Origin of the sequence: Psychrobacillus mangrovi, from assembly GCF_037104765.1 — a bacterium.
Taxonomy (GTDB): Bacteria; Bacillota; Bacilli; order Bacillales_A; family Planococcaceae; genus Psychrobacillus; species Psychrobacillus mangrovi.
In genome coordinates, this window is sequence record NZ_JBAWSY010000008.1 from 24,383 (window position 1) to 39,097 (window position 14,715).

A 14,715-nucleotide genomic window follows, 5' to 3' on the forward strand; every position below is an offset into this window, starting at 1 on the left:
GAGTGACAATAGCTATTGAAAGAAAATGGAAAATTTATGATAAAATAAATGAAAAATTGTGAAAGTTTGTATTTCAACTTACGGTGTCTATTGCATGTAAGGGAGGACTTATATGAGATTAAATGTTTTTTATGTAGCGGTAATGATTTCTTCATTATTTTTTGTTGCTACGGGATGTGGTATTTTTGCTGAGCCTATAAAGTCGTTAAAGGTCCTTTCATATCTGTTGAGGAAACAAACAAATTAATGATTGATTGTTCTTCGGCGGCTAAAAGGAATGATAATTCTAATACAGAAGAAGGATACAGTTGTGTTGTAGAAATTTCTGAAAATACCACATTAAGAACAGAGGATGGACAAGAACTAAGTGTTGATGAGCTAGAGGAATGGGAATTATCTAAATTAAATTCTCCCAAAATGGTTAGGGTCGTTCTATCTGAAGAGAAAAACATAAACAAAAATATGAGTAGCAGGGAAGGACTAAAGGCTTCTGAAATCATTATATTAAACTAATGGTGGCATTGATCCAAGAAGGCTTCACGCAGGAGCATATTACTTTTACGACGAGCTTCGCGCAGGAGCACATTACTTTTGCGACGAGCTTCGCGCAGGAGCATATTACTTTTGCGACGAGCTTCGCGCAGGAGCATATTACTTTTGCGACGAGCTTTGCGCAGGAGCAGGATGCGCTAGCAGGTACAGCCGCTCAGGCTGACAAGTGCTGAATTAATTTCACATATATACATATTAAAAATAAAGTTTCCCAGAGTAATATGAAGGAATAATATATTCGGTGTCGAATTATAATAAATGAATGACCATTCACTTGCAAAGGGGAATTGATATGTATAAGACTTTATTATTAGAAAAAGAAGGAAGAATTGCTACATTAACATTAAATAGACCACAAGCTATGAATTCGATGGATGATGTGATGATGAAAGAGCTAGCGGAATGCTTAGAGTCTGTTAAACAAGATCACTCCATTCAAGTATTGATAATTAAAGGGGAGGGGCGTGCTTTTTCTGCTGGAGGAGACATAAAGGCCATGCTCGATACAGAGAATCCTTTTAATATTGAAGAAGTCATGGTGTACCTTGGGCGACTCGCAACAACATTATATACGTTACCTCAAATTACAATTGCTTCTGTTCACGGTGCAGCAGCAGGATTAGGCTTTAGTATGGTACTGGGATGCGATATCATTATCGCGGAAGAAAACAGTAAGCTCGCTATGAACTTTATTGGCATAGGATTGATACCAGATGGAGGGGGACATTTCTTCTTAAAAGAAAGAGTGGGTATCCCAAAAGCGAAACAACTAATGTGGAGTGGACAGCTTTTTTCAGGAAAGGAAGCTCAAAAAATCGGTTTAGTGGATGAAGTTGCTTCTGATGGATTGGGATATGCAACAGCAAATTCCTATGCACAAAAACTTCTTCAATCGCCAATTGCTGCTATGATTGCGTCCAAAGAAATACTACACGCTACAAAAGTAGATGAATTAGTAGAAGTAGTAGAAAAAGAAGCAACTGCTCAATCTGCGATGCGTAAAACGGCGGATCATTTAGAAGGGATTCAAGCATTCGTTGAAAAACGTAAGCCTGCTTTCAAGGGAGAATAAAAGAATTTATATTGATATAAAAGGACATAACCACTCAGTGGTTATGCCCTTTTTCAATTACACGTGGAATAATACAAGCTTCCCAGAACTATTTACTAAACGATGTGTCGTTTTGGTAAAGCCTTTTTCTTCAATAAATTCCTCGCCTTTTTTCTTCGCGTCCTCATCGTTTTCGAAATTCCATGACTCTTCAACAATAAGCTTTCCTGTTGGTTCAAATGCTGTAAATTTATACGTTTTCAAGAATCAACACCCCTTTGTTCTTCTTATTTCTAATATTATACAACAAAAACTTTAAAAGAAAAATGTAAAGCGAGCTTGACAATGAAAATGGAAGTAAAGTACACTTTACATAAAGCTAGCTTTACAATAAAGGTAGGTATATTCATGGAAAATTTAGTTAGAGATAAGCGAATGGCATTAGGAATGACACAGGATGAGTTGTCAGAAATGCTTAATGTATCTAGACAAACAATTATTTCGTTAGAAAAGGGAAGATATAATCCATCCATTACATTAGCATTCAAGCTTTCAAAATTGTTCAATTGCACGATAGAAGATTTATTTATTTATGAGGAGGAAGATTAGTATGAATGAGAATTTTGATATAGTATCTTTTTTGTTAGGTTTACCTCTTGCAATAGTAGTAATGACTATTGTGCTCTTAGTTCAAAGAAAAATAGGTAAGAAAAAACGATGGTTTGATGAGCGATATAATAGAATACATGAAAAAGCGAGATCTATTTCTTGGATGACGACTACTATTGTTATTTTAATCGTATGGATGATTATCCTAACTGTTGAAGGTCCTGGTCTTATCTTTTTCTTAATGACAGGAATGTGGGTAATTCATATGACTTCTTATTTAATTGGTGCTGTGATAGCTAGTAAGGATAACTAATAACTGGAGGGGTTTTTATGATGAAAAAAGATACTAAATTTGCTATTATAGTTTCTTTATTTGTACTAATCGGAGTACCTCTATTCTTTCTATTTATTTCACTTCTAACAAATCAGTGGAAATATTTTTTATTTAGTATAGCTCCTTCCTTTGCGGCAGGATTTACAGGACTAATAATAAGTCGAAAAAGTTCATAAACTTTTTTATGTTAGATTGTACACATTTCACTGTATGCAATCTTTTTTTTATGATAAAATAGAACAAATATTCGTTTTTAGTGAGGTGCTTTAATAATGACTGATGTTCGTTTTCTTCATATAGCAGATTTGCATTTGGATAGCCCTTTTAAAGGGCTTACCTCTATACCACAAAATAAATGGCAGGATATCCGTGAGAGTACATTTAATGCTTTTACAAACATTATTAAATATGCAATTGCAAGCAAGCCTGATTTTGTTTTAATTGTTGGCGATGTTTACGATGGAGAAAATAGAAGTCTACGTGCACAGCATTTATTTCAAAAAGGGATGGAGGAGCTCTCTTCCGAAGGGATACCTGTTTTTATTTGCTATGGAAACCACGATCACTTGAGTGGCAATTGGGTGAGATTTCAGCTACCTGACAATGTAGAAGTGTTTGGGGAAGAGGTAGACACAAAAATACTTGAAGTGAAAGGTAAGAAAGTTCAAATAACAGGATTTAGCTATAAGGAGCGGCATATTCGTGATGCTATGCATACGCGTTATCCAGTTGCAAATGGACAAGATTATCACATTGGTATGCTACACGGAAGTATCGAAGGAAATGAAGAGCATGATGTATATGCACCATTTCGTAAAACGGATTTAGTCAGTAAAGGGTATGATTATTGGGCACTTGGTCATATTCATAAACGTCAAATTTTACATGATGATCCTTTTATCGTCTATTCGGGTAATACTCAAAGTAGGCATCGAAACGAAAAGGGATTAAAAGGATTTTATGAGGTTTCCTTAACAAAAGGACAAGTTGATCTTCAGTTTATCCCTTCTTCTGCTTTTATTTATGACGAGGTAGTCGTATCTTGTGATGGAATAATTCATGCGAATGAATTGATAGCACGAATAGAAGAAACCCTTCATGATTATAGAGAATCAAATGGAAGTGCAATAGTTGAAGTAATGTTAACAGATATAACGGATGATACAGCGGAACTTTTAAAAGCTTCTACGAAAGAAGAATGGCTTCAAATAATACAAGAAAGTATACGAGAAGAAGAACATTTTATCCTTGTTCAAAAACTTCAAATTGAAATGCCAAAAGAGGTATGGAATGAATCCTCTGCACTTTTGCAGTCAATAGAAGCATGGGACACAGCTGATTGGAAATATGCACTAAAAGAATTATATCAGCATCCAAAAGGTAGTAGATATCTAGAGACAATTAGTTCAGAGTTTGTAAAGGAAACGAAACTCGAAGTGGAACAGTTGCTTTCTAACGTTTTAATAAAGAGGAGTGAATAACGATGAAAATTGAAAAACTCCATATCTATGGCTTTGGCAAGCATGAGAATGTACAAATAGATTTCCAGTCAGGATTAAATGTATTATATGGAGAAAATGAAGCTGGTAAATCGTCTATTCAGCAATTCATTTTACATATACTTTTTGGTTTCCCACAAAAAAATGCACAATTATTAAGATATGAACCGAAAAGTGGAGCCGCATATGGAGGAAAGGTTCAACTATTTGATGAACAAATGGGTCGTGTAATAATTGAGAGGATCAAAGGAAAAGCAAGTGGTGACGTTATACTTTATTTTGAGAATGGAAATCGTGGAGGAGAAAAAGAATTAGCTACCTTGTTAAATTCTTATAATCGTTCGGATTTTGAGGCGATCTTTTCATTTTCACTCCTTCAATTACAGGGCTTTGAAAAAATGACGGAAGAAGAGCTAACTCGTACTTTGCTTTCTTCTGGAACTACTGGTATGGATACATTATCAAAGGTCGAAGCCCAATTCGTAAAGGAAATGGGAGAGTTATTTAAACCAAGTGGGAAAAAACCTCTCATTAATCAAAAAATAGATGAACTACGGGTATTAGATGAAGAATGGAAACAATATCTAGAGGAAGTAAATAAGTACGATCCTGCTATTAAACGGTTGAAGGAGATTGACTCCTTACTAATTGAAACGTCTGAACTAGAAAAACAAGCACAATCCGAATTACAGCGATTTATGAGGTGGAAGCAATTAAAACCAATAAAAGAGAAACAAATTGACCTTGCAATGGCTTTAGAAAAAGTTCAAAATCAAACTTTTCCGACTGATGGTATTAGGCGTTATGAAACGATAAAAGACAAAGAAATGAACGTGAAGATTACGAATGAACAATTAAGAGAAAATCTCAAAGAGTTCAAGAATAATAATAAAATAATGTCATTAGAAGAATTGGATAAATTAAAATCCTTCTTATCAAACGAAACAGAATGGCATCAGTTGAGAGCAAAGCGAATACAAATAGAGGAAGAACAGTCGAAAACCCTTCAAAATCAGATGCAGCAATTATCACTTGTAGGGATAAACTGGGAGAAAAATTTAGATAACATTATAGAAGCAGATGTATCCATTCAACAAGAAGAAAAGCTTGTAACCCTTTTAAAAGAACGTGAAAAGTTAGAAAGCGAATTGCTTCAAGAAAAACGTATTTTACAAATGAAAAAGGAAGATCTTCACGAACAGAAAACACGGATTTCAGAAGTGAAGCGCAATAAAACAGAGAAAAATAAAGCTGATGGAATAAGCGTATTATTTAGCGGTGCCATTCTTCTTTTAGGATTTATTTTAAGTTTTCTCCTATCTAATTGGATGTTTGCACTAGCTGCTTTTATAGTTAGTATCGTTGTATTTTCAGGATTTAATTACTTGAAAAAAACAATGAAAGAATCAAACGATATAAAAACATATGAAAGCTTGCTTTTAAAAGAAGAAAAGGCTCTATTTCAGCAAATTAGTCAGCTAGAAAATAAAATAAGTGAACTGGAGCAACGAGAGCAATCTATTAATCAACATGTACAATTATTTCTAAATAATTATCATTTAAGTGGCCAACATTCCCCGAGCTTATTAAAAGAGCTATTTAATAGATTACGTTTAATTCAAGAGCAGCAAATTCAACTTGAACAAATGGAATTAAAATTAAATGAAATTAGCAAAAGAATGGAAGGACTTTTAGCACAAGCTAAAACGGTAACAAATAATTCCTTGATTGAAGATATGTTATTTCATCAACTACGCGAGTATTATCTTCAAGAGAAGAAAAAATTTGAAGACAATGAATTTATTCATGAAAAAATAAATGACATTACCATGAAGCAAAAAGAGAATCTTTCATTGCTTGATGTATATGCCGATAGCATTCATAATCTTTTTCAAGAAGCAAATGCAGAAACCGAAAATGATTTTTATGAGGCACATAGATTATTTGAACAAAAGGTATTTTTAGAAAAAGAATTCAATCATTTACAAATGCAATTAGGCAACCAAGAAATAGGCATAGAAGACTTTAAAGAATCGTTTGAACAAGAAACCAATGAACAATTAAAAACAATTCAAAAAAGTCGTAATGAGCTAGTTCAAGAAAGAGCAACCTTAGTTTTTCAAACAAATAGACTACTTAAGGATGAAAAGCAAAGTGAGATGCTACAAAAAATAGAACAAAAGAAAGCAGAGTTACAAGAGTATGTGAAGCAGTGGGCGGCGTTGAAAGCGGTTGTAGTAGCTATAAACAAAATGATGGTGCAATTAAAAGAGGAACGTCTACCAGAAGTACTAGAAATGGCTCAAAGTTATTTTAAAAGACTTACTAGCCAATCCTACGAACAATTGATACTTTCCCCAGAAGGAATATTTGAGGCAGTGAAATACAATGGACAGCGTTTTAAAATTGTCGAACTAAGCCAAGCAACAAAAGAGCAAGCCTATCTCTCTTTACGTATTGCGCTAGCACTGTGCTTAAAAAATAAAGCTCCTTTTCCAATTATTATGGATGATCCTTTTGTACATTTCGATCGTTTCCGATTACAACAAGTGGTACAATTAATGGAGGAGCTACAGAAAGAACATCAACTACTGTATTTTACATGTCATGAAAATATGCAATATGTCTGGCAGGATGTAAATGTCATACAAGTAGCGACATTATTAGCTGGAAGTGGAGGGATTGTGAAATGAAAGGTATTACACAATTACGAGTAGGGGATCCAGTAGATCATTTCTTACTAATTAAACAATCAACAAAGGGAGTAACAACTGTTGGGAAACCGTTTATGTCCCTTTTGTTACAAGATAAAAGTGGCGATATAGAAGCAAAATTATGGGATACAAACGAAGAACATGAAAAGCTTTTTGCAGCGAGTCAAATCGTTCGTGTCGGTGGTGAAATTCAAGACTATCGAGGAAAGTTTCAGCTTCGTGTAAAAAGCATTAGACCTGCAAAAGCAGATGAACCAATTACAATAAATGATTTAGTTCCATCAGCAGCAAAATCTAAAGAAGTATTGATGGAAGAGTTAATGCAATTTTTCTTTGAAATGAAAAATCCTTTAATACAAAGAATTACACGTCATTTATTAAAAAAACATCAAACTGAATTTATGACGTTCCCAGCAGCTACAAAAAATCATCATGATTATGCATCTGGATTGATTGATCACGTCGTGTCCATGTTGAAGCTAGGAAAAGCTTTATGTGATCTATATCCAACACTTAACAAAGACTTGCTATACTCAGGAATTATTTTACACGATATCGGAAAGGTTTTAGAGCTTTCTGGACCTGTAGCAACTACTTATACAATTGAGGGTAATCTGCTTGGTCATATAACAATTATGGTAAATGAGATTTCGAAGGCAGCAGAAGAGCTTCAAATTGAAGGGGAAGAGGTAATGCTTCTTCAACATATGGTGCTTAGTCATCATGGTAAAGAAGAATGGGGAAGCCCAAAACGTCCAATGGTTCGGGAAGCCGAAATTTTGCATTATATTGATAATATTGATGCGAAGATGAATATGTTAAATCGCGCTTTAGATAAAACGAATCCGGGTGAATTTACAGAGCGTTTATTCCCACTTGAAAACCGTTCATTTTATAAACCTACCTTCGAATAAAAAGAAATAAAGCGTAAAGGCTAAATGCTATTACGCTTTAAATTGTCGACAAAAGGTATCGAGAGGTTGTCTCTCGATACCTTTTGTCATTATTTATGTATTTTTCAGGGGTCTATCACATAGCCACTAAGAGAATTTATCGCTTTGGCATTCTTTTTCCGTGGGGAACTGAAATCCCAATTCTATTTAATCAAATGTTTTATTAAAGAAAAAAGACTATAGATAAACTCAAAGTCTTAAGAGTTTGTCTATAGTCTGAAGCGTAAGAACTAACGCTTTTACGCTTTATTATATTATTTTTCACTATCAGTAGTTGTATCTTCTTCTGCTGGTGCTTCTTTTTCTGCAGGAGCGTCAGCAGCAGTTAAAAATTGATCTAACGCAGTTTTTAAGTCTTCATCTTTAATTTTGATATCTGCGTCTTTCATCATTTTCGCAACTTTAGTCAACAATGTAGAAGTATCTGCTTTTTCAAGCTTTAATTGTTTCTCAAGTTCCGCTTTTTTATCTTCGTATGATTCTTTGATTGTGCGCTTGTCCGTTACTTCAATAATGTGAAAACCATGTTGTGATTGAACTGGTTCACTAATTACATTCTTTTCTAATGCAAATGCTGCTTCTTCAAATTCAGGTACCATCGCACCTTTACCAAACCAACCTAATTCTCCACCAGATTGCTGAGCTGCAGGTTCAGTAGAATATTCTTTTGCTACTTCAGCAAAGTCTTTGCCTGATTCTAGTTCACTTTTTACCTTTTTAGCAGTTTCTTCATCTGCAACTAAAACGTGACGAGCATTAATTTCGTTTTTAATATTTTCATATTTCGCTTTAACTTCTTCTTCTGTAACGTCTACATCTTCAATTAAAGCTTTTTCTTGCAATAAGTTAAGTTCTAAGTACTTTTTATATGATTCTTCTGTATAACCTTGTTGGGCAATCATCGCTTCAAAGTTTTCGCCTAATTGCTCTTTATCAGCTTTTAGTTGAGCGTCTACTTCTTTTTTCGACACATCATACTTAGAATCAAGTACTTTTTCAATCATAAGAAGTTGAAATGCTTGGTCACCGATAGATGATTTCATTTCTTCATATAAGTCGTTTTGTGTGATATCTCCAACTTTTGAAGTAGCAATTACTTCACTGTTATCTGCTGAATCATTGCTACATGCACCTAGTGCAAGGACTGATGCTGCAAGTGTAAATGACAATACTGTTTTTTTCATTATTTTCTCTCCTAACTTCTTCGTGCACAGTAGTTACTATAACATAAACGAAATAAAAACAAAAATGGTTCCCATTCATTTGCCTACCGTTTTTTTTCAAAATCGCATAGGATACATTGAAAAGGAGGTGTTCAAAATGGGAGGACAATATAATAGCGGTGGTTACAACAACTCTGGCTCTGGCTTTGCTTTGATTGTTGTTTTATTTATTCTTTTGATCATTGTAGGGGCAGCGTTCATCTACTAATGAAAGGGCGGACTAAGATCGTTAAAAACGATCTTGGTTCTTCTTTTCATCCTTTTTTTTAATTAAAAGAAATGACCCAGCATCATTTACATGATTTGGGTCAATTTTTTCTTTTATACTGTATAAACTAATTCCACGTAGAAGCTAACAAGAAGTATCGTAATCAATATATTAATGGTACGAAAAATCTTTGGATGTTTTTCTTCTGGAATTTCTTTTGACATTACTAAAGCAAATGTCATTCGATTGATTTGTATCAAGTAAAATGCTGAGAATAGAATCAACGTAAAAATAATCATGTCTAATCTCCCTTCATATACTAGTAAGCATATCAAAGAAGGAACATAGTTTACAAGTAGTAGATATTGTTAAGGTTGGGCTGGAACTACTAATATCTCATAACCAGCATCTGTTTCTTCAATAAGTGCTTGTTTAGGTGACTTACTTAAATTTTTTACATAAATTAAATCTATTAAACAAATTCCACAGTGATAGGCTAATAACATAGTAAAATAATGAGCAAACATAGGAACTAATAGAGCAGCTATAAGTAGCGATAGATTAAGAAAAATAAACGGCGCTAATAGTGAAAAAATAAATCTTTTCTTATTAATTGGTTCGATTACACGCAAAGTAACAATTGGCAAAAAGCCATATTGCTTATTTATCAATAATTTTACTTTATCTCTATAACGAAATAAAGGAATAAAATGTAAAAGCTTATGGATTGGATAAATACTTAAAAAAGTAAGTATGAATACCCAAAAGTAATTATCGGATTTGGTGGAATCATTAATAATCCCTAACAAAACATATGCGAAAGAAAAAACAGTTATAACGAGCAAAGAAGATAAAAGAAAAAGACGATCTAAGCCATATTGTTTTTTCACATTAATTGTTTTCCAGCAATGCAAGTGTATGCATCTCCTATACGTAAGTAAATATCTTTCAGATACATACAATACGATGTTTCCATGTAAAAAGCAATAGGGAAAATATTAAAAATTATAGAGCGCTTTCATCTCTTGCAGTTACTACATTTTTTGTGAAAGTTTCATCAATATTTTTAATAGAACGTTCGAATATTTCCATAAAGTCATCACCATAAATATTGCGAATGACAGCCATCACATCCATGAATTCTGGAAATTTGCCATAGAGCTCTTTCATCGGAAGAGATCCTTCAATAACAGAGTGAGGAGTATCATGGTAATTTCGATACATGTCTTCTAATAAAATTTTTCCTTTTGATGTCACATCCACGTAAGTGTTTCTTTTGTCTGTATCTCTTTTAGAAAAGGAAAGAAGTCCACGTTCCTCTAGTTTTTTTGAAAAGTTAAACGCTGTAGAAACATGCATAACTCCAAATTTAGCGACTTCTGATATAGTTGCTCCTTGTAAATGATACGATATCCATAAGATATGATGTTCATTAATATTTAAGTCATAAGGTTTTATCCAAACTTGCCAATCTTTTTCTACAGCTTTCCAAAGTGCTTTGGAAAGCTGAGCGATTCGTTGACTGTAAAGCATTGCTTCTTTCATCGTATAAAACTGTTCGGTCATGTCCAACCCTTCTTTCTCGATTCTTTTCTTTCGAATATTATAGCAATAAAGGAAGTAAGTTGAAATATAATATTATTCAAAATATAATATTTTTTTAAAATGTTATGTTAAAAAATCATAGTTTATAAAGAAAGATGTCTAAGGGTACATCACTATCTATAGGATTAGAGCTAGTAAACGCCGGCATAAATATCAAGAAAAGGAGATTCTATTAAATTATCGATATTTAACAGTTTTGTGTAGCAAATACTAGGTTTGTTTTTTTTTACTATATCAAGGTAATTTATAAGAAGTGCTACACACATGCCGTAGGAGTGCCTCATCGTGCGGAGGCAAAAATTTTATCCGTGATTTTACTTTAAAAAAAGAGACATGCGTTTAATCAGCTAATGGACTAAATGCATGCCTCTTTTATTAATTAAGTACTTTTTCTTTTGGCTTTGGCAAAGTTTTTTCTAATTCTTCAATTGCTAGTTGAATAGATTGAATCTCAGCTTGAAGTTGATGCTGAAGTGGAGTGGTTTCGTTCTTCCATTCCGTGATATCCTTTTTAAAGCCCTCGATTGTTTCAGGTACTACTTCCTTTGACGCTTTACTCAACTGGCTTATAGAACTTTTTAAATCTTGTAGTTTTATTTGAACTTCCTTAAGCTTGTCCTTGTAATCCAGTGAAGTCGTTTTTAGCGAAGATCGAAGTTCACTGCCGGATTGTGGAGTCGAAAGAAGAACGGAAACCGAGCCTGCAATTGCACCAGTGGCAATGCCAATTAAAAATTGTGAAACTTTCATTTCATCACCCCTTTGTATGTATTATTCCTTTCCTTTCACTAATTAAAACATAATTTAAGGTACAAAAAAAGCTTTCCTATTAAAAGGAAAGCAAGTAATTTAAATTGTTAAGGCAGTTTCAAATTTGGATCTTTTCAATAGCTTACCAATAATCGGATAAATGACGAAGAAAGCGACGGCATTTATAACGATTGCCGGAAGTACTACTAATACAAATAACTCTCCAAATAATGCACTAGCTCCAAAAACGAAAATCGCACTTGATAAAAATACAGTTCCAGAAACTAACGTTCCTACACATGTTAGTGCAATTGCAACAGGTAATTTTTTAGCGTATTTATTAAGTAATAGTACTAAACCAAAGAAAACAAATGCTGTTACGCTTTTATCAATAACGTTCGGAATAAAACCTCCTGGGAATGTAGAAAACAATCCCGAAATGATACCCGTAGAAATTCCAAGTAAAAATACACTTTTAATCTCTGGAAATAATAATATACCGATAAACATCATAGTTAGCATGAAATCTGGTTTCATCCCACCATTAAATCCAGGGATAATAATATAAAGAACTGCACCTACACCTACTAGTAGGGACATTAATACTAAATTTTTCGTATTCAATTCTCATCTCTCCTCAGCTTATCTAAGCTCTATTTGTAAGATTCCTCTAGCGTATCTTCTTGACCGCAAGCAAGAAACTTAAATAGATTGTAAGTCTTTTTGAACCTAAATGCAACTAATTTTTTAGTGTTTCATACAACTCTTTCGCCAAATCCTGGATAACTTCTGGGGTAAAAGTTTTTTCTTTTGTATTCCATGTGGCACGGAATCCGTCTGTTTGATCGTACCTAGGGATGAAGTGTAAATGGAAATGAAATACACTTTGTCCAGCAGGCGCCCCGTTATTGTTTAATAGGTTCATACCTACTGGGCCATATGCATCTTTTAAAGCAGAAGCGATTTTAGGAACTACTTTAAATAAATTACTTGCTTCTTCTTCCGATAAATCATACACATTTTCTTTATGATTTTTTGGAATTACAAGTGCGTGGCCTTTTGTCAGTGGCATTATATCCATAAAGGCGTAAACATGCTCATCCTCATAAATCTTAGCACTAGGAATAGAACCTTCAATTATTTTGCAAAAAATACATTCACTCATGAAAAAACCTCCTATTCATTCTTACGATGAGTTTACCATATAATATATAGATTGGGGTGGATGAAAGAAGATTTTTCCTACTAGCTTTGGTAAACTATTAATTAGAGATGAGGTGCAGAAATGACAGTATTAGAAGTAAATAATGTAACAGGTGGCTATACAAGGAAGCCAGTTTTACATGACCTGACTTTTTCGATTGGTAAAGGAGAATTAGTTGGTTTAATTGGACTGAATGGCGCAGGGAAGAGTACAACGATTAAGCATATTATTGGCACGATGAACGCTGCACAAGGTGACATTCGATTAAACGGAAAAACAATGAAAGAAGACCCGGAATTATATCGTTCTTCTTTTTCTTATATTCCAGAAACACCTGTGTTATATGATGAATTAACTTTAACGGAGCATTTGCAATTGACAGCTATGGCTTACAACTTAGACCCATCTGTTTTTGAGGCACGAAAGGAATCTTTGTTAAAAGAGTTTCGTATGGAAAAAAGACTCAACTGGTTTCCTTCACATTTTTCTAAAGGGATGCGTCAAAAAGTAATGATTATGTGTGCTTTTTTAGTGAGTCCTTCACTATATATTATCGATGAACCATTTGTGGGATTAGATCCATTAGGAATACAATCACTCTTAGATCAAATGAAAGCAAGAAAAGACGAGGGAGCATCCGTACTAATGTCCACTCATATCTTGTCTACTGCAGAAAGATATTGTGATCGAATCTTACTTTTACACAACGGGAAAATTAGAGCACAAGGGACAATGGATGATTTGCGGGCAGTTTTTAATATGCCTTATGCGACACTAGATGATTTATATATCGAGATGACGAAGGAACAAAACGATGAAAAATTTGCGTGAAGTATGGAATAAACGGTTTGTTTTTTATATAAATGAGTTGCAGAAATACTTAAAATATATTGCAACTGGTCATATTGCGGTTGTCTTTGTTTTTGCTATTGGAGCAGCAGGATATGCTTATAGTGAATGGTTAAAAACTGCACCATCTGATTTCCCGGCTTTTTTACTTGTAGCTTTTGTTTTAAGTTTGTTTTTAACGATAAGTCCTCCCGTAACATTAATGAAACATGCTGATGGAGTATATTTTCTTCCTTTGGAGACAAAACTACCTGATTATTTCAAGCTTGCTTTAAGATGGACATATTTTTCAAGTGTCTTTGTCTCTGTAGCGGTTTTTGTTGTTACAATTCCATTGCTTACTAAAATAGGCGGTCTTTCTAAAAATGAGATTTTAATTTTATTTATAATTTTACTTGTGCTAAAAAAATGGAGCATTCAAGTGGAATTTAATTATCGATGGGCTGCAACTGGTAAGTACGTTTGGGTAGATCGTTTTGTAAGATTTCTTTTAATATTCTCTGTATTTTACTTTCTTATGAGTGGTTACTATATAGTATCCATTGGAGCAGCTGTAATTGGCTTAATATATCTTATAGTTTGGCAAAAGAAAAAGAAAGAAGTCGCATATCCATTTGACCATTTTATAGAAGTTGAACAATCACGGATGATGCGTTTTTACCGATTTGCCAATATGTTTACTGATGTCCCACATATTAGAGGTAAGAAGAAAAGAAGAAAATGGTTGGATGTATTTTATAAACTCGCGCCATATACACAAAAAAATGCTCAGTTTTATTTAGTGTTGCGTACATTTATTCGAACTGATGATTATTTTTATTTATGGGTTAGATTAACCTTTTTATCTGTAATAGGGGCTATTTTTATACCGTTCCCTATTGTGGCAATTATTTTCACTGGTGCCTTAGCATTTGCATCTGCTATTCAAATACAGCATGCCCTTCTTTCAGGACATGAATTTCGAATGGATTTGCTATTTCCAATAGATTCGAATGCTAGAAAAATAGCTGTAAATAGATTACTTCGCATCATACAGTTTGTACAGGCGTTATTGGTTTTGCTAGCTATCTTAATTTTTTCAGAATTTACTAACCTCATGCTTATAGTACCACTGGCGATATATGTAATATCTGAAGTAACACTTCGAATGAGTAAGAAATAAAA

General features: G+C 33.7%; 21 protein-coding genes. 13 read left to right on the top strand and 8 right to left on the bottom strand.

The genetic code is table 11. The features are described 5' to 3' along the window. Positions 1 to 112: 112 nt before the first annotated feature. The 4 genes from WAX74_RS12035 (at position 113) to WAX74_RS12050 (ending at position 1,624) form a co-directional block, all read left to right on the top strand. Entirely contained in the window at positions 113 to 247 is a 135-nt protein-coding gene (locus WAX74_RS12035; RefSeq protein ID WP_336497915.1) for a hypothetical protein, read from the top strand. Beyond that, positions 247 to 513, top strand: coding sequence for a hypothetical protein (locus tag WAX74_RS12040; RefSeq protein ID WP_336497916.1), 267 nt, complete (start codon positions 247 to 249; stop codon positions 511 to 513). Before WAX74_RS12035 ends, WAX74_RS12040 begins: the two co-directional genes overlap by 1 nt. Further along, a complete protein-coding gene (locus WAX74_RS12045; RefSeq protein WP_336497917.1) occupies positions 513 to 725 on the top strand; it encodes a hypothetical protein in 213 nt (70 codons plus the stop codon). Before WAX74_RS12040 ends, WAX74_RS12045 begins: the two co-directional genes overlap by 1 nt. Before the next feature lie 119 nt (positions 726 to 844). Beyond that, a complete protein-coding gene (locus WAX74_RS12050) occupies positions 845 to 1,624 on the top strand; it encodes an enoyl-CoA hydratase (RefSeq protein ID WP_336497918.1) in 780 nt (259 codons plus the stop codon). Positions 1,625 to 1,681: 57 nt separating this feature from the next. Here the strand turns inward: WAX74_RS12050 and WAX74_RS12055 are convergent, their stop codons facing one another. Next, positions 1,682 to 1,867 (bottom strand): YhzD family protein, encoded by a 186-nt coding sequence (locus tag WAX74_RS12055; protein WP_336497919.1) that lies wholly within the window; start codon positions 1,865 to 1,867, stop codon positions 1,682 to 1,684. A 144-nt stretch (positions 1,868 to 2,011) separates the two neighbouring features. Between WAX74_RS12055 and WAX74_RS12060 the strand changes: the two genes are divergently transcribed. The 6 genes from WAX74_RS12060 (at position 2,012) to yhaM (ending at position 7,673) form a co-directional block, all read left to right on the top strand. Beyond that, complete coding sequence (locus WAX74_RS12060; RefSeq protein WP_336498025.1) at positions 2,012 to 2,212, top strand: helix-turn-helix transcriptional regulator; 201 nt, start codon at positions 2,012 to 2,014, stop codon at positions 2,210 to 2,212. Between the two features lies 1 nt (position 2,213). Further along, positions 2,214 to 2,525, top strand: a complete 312-nt coding sequence (locus WAX74_RS12065) for a hypothetical protein (protein WP_336497920.1) — start codon at positions 2,214 to 2,216, stop codon at positions 2,523 to 2,525. A 17-nt stretch (positions 2,526 to 2,542) separates the two neighbouring features. Continuing rightward, positions 2,543 to 2,722: a hypothetical protein gene (locus WAX74_RS12070; protein WP_336497921.1), complete on the top strand. Its 180-nt coding sequence runs from the start codon at positions 2,543 to 2,545 to the stop codon at positions 2,720 to 2,722. A gap of 96 nt (positions 2,723 to 2,818) precedes the next feature. Next, positions 2,819 to 4,027, top strand: a complete 1,209-nt coding sequence (locus WAX74_RS12075; protein WP_336497922.1) for a metallophosphoesterase family protein — start codon at positions 2,819 to 2,821, stop codon at positions 4,025 to 4,027. A 2-nt stretch (positions 4,028 to 4,029) separates the two neighbouring features. Further along, positions 4,030 to 6,738 (top strand): ATP-binding protein, encoded by a 2,709-nt coding sequence (locus WAX74_RS12080; RefSeq protein WP_336497923.1) that lies wholly within the window; start codon positions 4,030 to 4,032, stop codon positions 6,736 to 6,738. Then, positions 6,735 to 7,673, top strand: coding sequence for a 3'-5' exoribonuclease YhaM (gene yhaM, locus WAX74_RS12085; RefSeq protein WP_336497924.1), 939 nt, complete (start codon positions 6,735 to 6,737; stop codon positions 7,671 to 7,673). The genes WAX74_RS12080 and yhaM overlap by 4 nt, the downstream gene beginning before the upstream one ends. Positions 7,674 to 7,966: 293 nt before the next feature. Here the strand turns inward: yhaM and WAX74_RS12090 are convergent, their stop codons facing one another. Next, entirely contained in the window at positions 7,967 to 8,896 is a 930-nt protein-coding gene (locus tag WAX74_RS12090) for a peptidylprolyl isomerase (RefSeq protein ID WP_336497925.1), read from the bottom strand. 136 nt (positions 8,897 to 9,032) lie between these two features. On the opposite strand from WAX74_RS12090, the gene WAX74_RS12095 reads away from it, so the two are divergent. Continuing rightward, entirely contained in the window at positions 9,033 to 9,143 is a 111-nt protein-coding gene (locus tag WAX74_RS12095; RefSeq protein ID WP_336497926.1) for a YjcZ family sporulation protein, read from the top strand. Positions 9,144 to 9,256: 113 nt separating this feature from the next. Here WAX74_RS12095 and WAX74_RS12100 read toward each other — a convergent pair whose 3' ends face one another. The 6 genes from WAX74_RS12100 to WAX74_RS12125 form a co-directional block, all read right to left on the bottom strand. Then, on the bottom strand, positions 9,257 to 9,442 hold the full coding sequence (locus tag WAX74_RS12100) for a hypothetical protein (RefSeq protein WP_053588336.1): 186 nt from the start codon (positions 9,440 to 9,442) through the stop codon (positions 9,257 to 9,259). A 69-nt stretch (positions 9,443 to 9,511) separates the two neighbouring features. Beyond that, a complete protein-coding gene (locus tag WAX74_RS12105; RefSeq protein ID WP_336497927.1) occupies positions 9,512 to 10,057 on the bottom strand; it encodes a DUF3267 domain-containing protein in 546 nt (181 codons plus the stop codon). Positions 10,058 to 10,148: 91 nt separating this feature from the next. Then, on the bottom strand, positions 10,149 to 10,709 hold the full coding sequence (locus WAX74_RS12110) for an HTH-type transcriptional regulator Hpr (protein ID WP_413788963.1): 561 nt from the start codon (positions 10,707 to 10,709) through the stop codon (positions 10,149 to 10,151). Between the two features lie 414 nt (positions 10,710 to 11,123). Beyond that, positions 11,124 to 11,498 (bottom strand): YtxH domain-containing protein, encoded by a 375-nt coding sequence (locus WAX74_RS12115; RefSeq protein WP_336497929.1) that lies wholly within the window; start codon positions 11,496 to 11,498, stop codon positions 11,124 to 11,126. Positions 11,499 to 11,597: 99 nt separating this feature from the next. Beyond that, the gene (locus WAX74_RS12120) at positions 11,598 to 12,122 is read right to left on the bottom strand and encodes a tryptophan transporter (protein WP_336497930.1); all 525 of its coding nucleotides are present in this window, start codon (positions 12,120 to 12,122) and stop codon (positions 11,598 to 11,600) included. A 115-nt stretch (positions 12,123 to 12,237) separates the two neighbouring features. After that, positions 12,238 to 12,663, bottom strand: coding sequence for an HIT family protein (locus tag WAX74_RS12125; RefSeq protein WP_336497931.1), 426 nt, complete (start codon positions 12,661 to 12,663; stop codon positions 12,238 to 12,240). A 120-nt stretch (positions 12,664 to 12,783) separates the two neighbouring features. Between WAX74_RS12125 and WAX74_RS12130 the strand changes: the two genes are divergently transcribed. Together WAX74_RS12130 and WAX74_RS12135 are read left to right on the top strand one after the other, a co-directional pair. Continuing rightward, positions 12,784 to 13,533 (top strand): ABC transporter ATP-binding protein, encoded by a 750-nt coding sequence (locus WAX74_RS12130; RefSeq protein WP_336497932.1) that lies wholly within the window; start codon positions 12,784 to 12,786, stop codon positions 13,531 to 13,533. Continuing rightward, positions 13,517 to 14,713 carry an ABC transporter permease gene (locus WAX74_RS12135; RefSeq protein WP_336497933.1) on the top strand — a complete coding sequence of 399 codons (1,197 nt, stop codon included), beginning with the start codon at positions 13,517 to 13,519 and terminating at the stop codon, positions 14,711 to 14,713. Before WAX74_RS12130 ends, WAX74_RS12135 begins: the two co-directional genes overlap by 17 nt. The last annotated feature ends 2 nt before the right edge of the window (positions 14,714 to 14,715 follow it).

What these genes read in the sequence shown, in the direction of transcription:
- WAX74_RS12035 (WP_336497915.1), top strand. Translation starts at nt 113, where the DNA reads ATGAGATTAAATGTTTTTTATGTAGCGGTAATGATTTCTTCATTATTT.
- WAX74_RS12040 (WP_336497916.1), top strand. Translation starts at nt 247, where the DNA reads ATGATTGATTGTTCTTCGGCGGCTAAAAGGAATGATAATTCTAATACA.
- WAX74_RS12045 (WP_336497917.1), top strand. Translation starts at nt 513, where the DNA reads ATGGTGGCATTGATCCAAGAAGGCTTCACGCAGGAGCATATTACTTTT.
- WAX74_RS12050 (WP_336497918.1), top strand. Translation starts at nt 845, where the DNA reads ATGTATAAGACTTTATTATTAGAAAAAGAAGGAAGAATTGCTACATTA.
- WAX74_RS12060 (WP_336498025.1), top strand. Translation starts at nt 2,012, where the DNA reads ATGGAAAATTTAGTTAGAGATAAGCGAATGGCATTAGGAATGACACAG.
- WAX74_RS12065 (WP_336497920.1), top strand. Translation starts at nt 2,214, where the DNA reads ATGAATGAGAATTTTGATATAGTATCTTTTTTGTTAGGTTTACCTCTT.
- WAX74_RS12070 (WP_336497921.1), top strand. Translation starts at nt 2,543, where the DNA reads ATGATGAAAAAAGATACTAAATTTGCTATTATAGTTTCTTTATTTGTA.
- WAX74_RS12075 (WP_336497922.1), top strand. Translation starts at nt 2,819, where the DNA reads ATGACTGATGTTCGTTTTCTTCATATAGCAGATTTGCATTTGGATAGC.
- WAX74_RS12080 (WP_336497923.1), top strand. Translation starts at nt 4,030, where the DNA reads ATGAAAATTGAAAAACTCCATATCTATGGCTTTGGCAAGCATGAGAAT.
- yhaM (WP_336497924.1), top strand. Translation starts at nt 6,735, where the DNA reads ATGAAAGGTATTACACAATTACGAGTAGGGGATCCAGTAGATCATTTC.
- WAX74_RS12090 (WP_336497925.1), bottom strand. Translation starts at nt 8,896, where the DNA reads ATGAAAAAAACAGTATTGTCATTTACACTTGCAGCATCAGTCCTTGCA.
- WAX74_RS12095 (WP_336497926.1), top strand. Translation starts at nt 9,033, where the DNA reads ATGGGAGGACAATATAATAGCGGTGGTTACAACAACTCTGGCTCTGGC.
- WAX74_RS12100 (WP_053588336.1), bottom strand. Translation starts at nt 9,442, where the DNA reads ATGATTATTTTTACGTTGATTCTATTCTCAGCATTTTACTTGATACAA.
- WAX74_RS12110 (WP_413788963.1), bottom strand. Translation starts at nt 10,709, where the DNA reads ATGACCGAACAGTTTTATACGATGAAAGAAGCAATGCTTTACAGTCAA.
- WAX74_RS12115 (WP_336497929.1), bottom strand. Translation starts at nt 11,498, where the DNA reads ATGAAAGTTTCACAATTTTTAATTGGCATTGCCACTGGTGCAATTGCA.
- WAX74_RS12125 (WP_336497931.1), bottom strand. Translation starts at nt 12,663, where the DNA reads ATGAGTGAATGTATTTTTTGCAAAATAATTGAAGGTTCTATTCCTAGT.
- WAX74_RS12130 (WP_336497932.1), top strand. Translation starts at nt 12,784, where the DNA reads ATGACAGTATTAGAAGTAAATAATGTAACAGGTGGCTATACAAGGAAG.
- WAX74_RS12135 (WP_336497933.1), top strand. Translation starts at nt 13,517, where the DNA reads ATGAAAAATTTGCGTGAAGTATGGAATAAACGGTTTGTTTTTTATATA.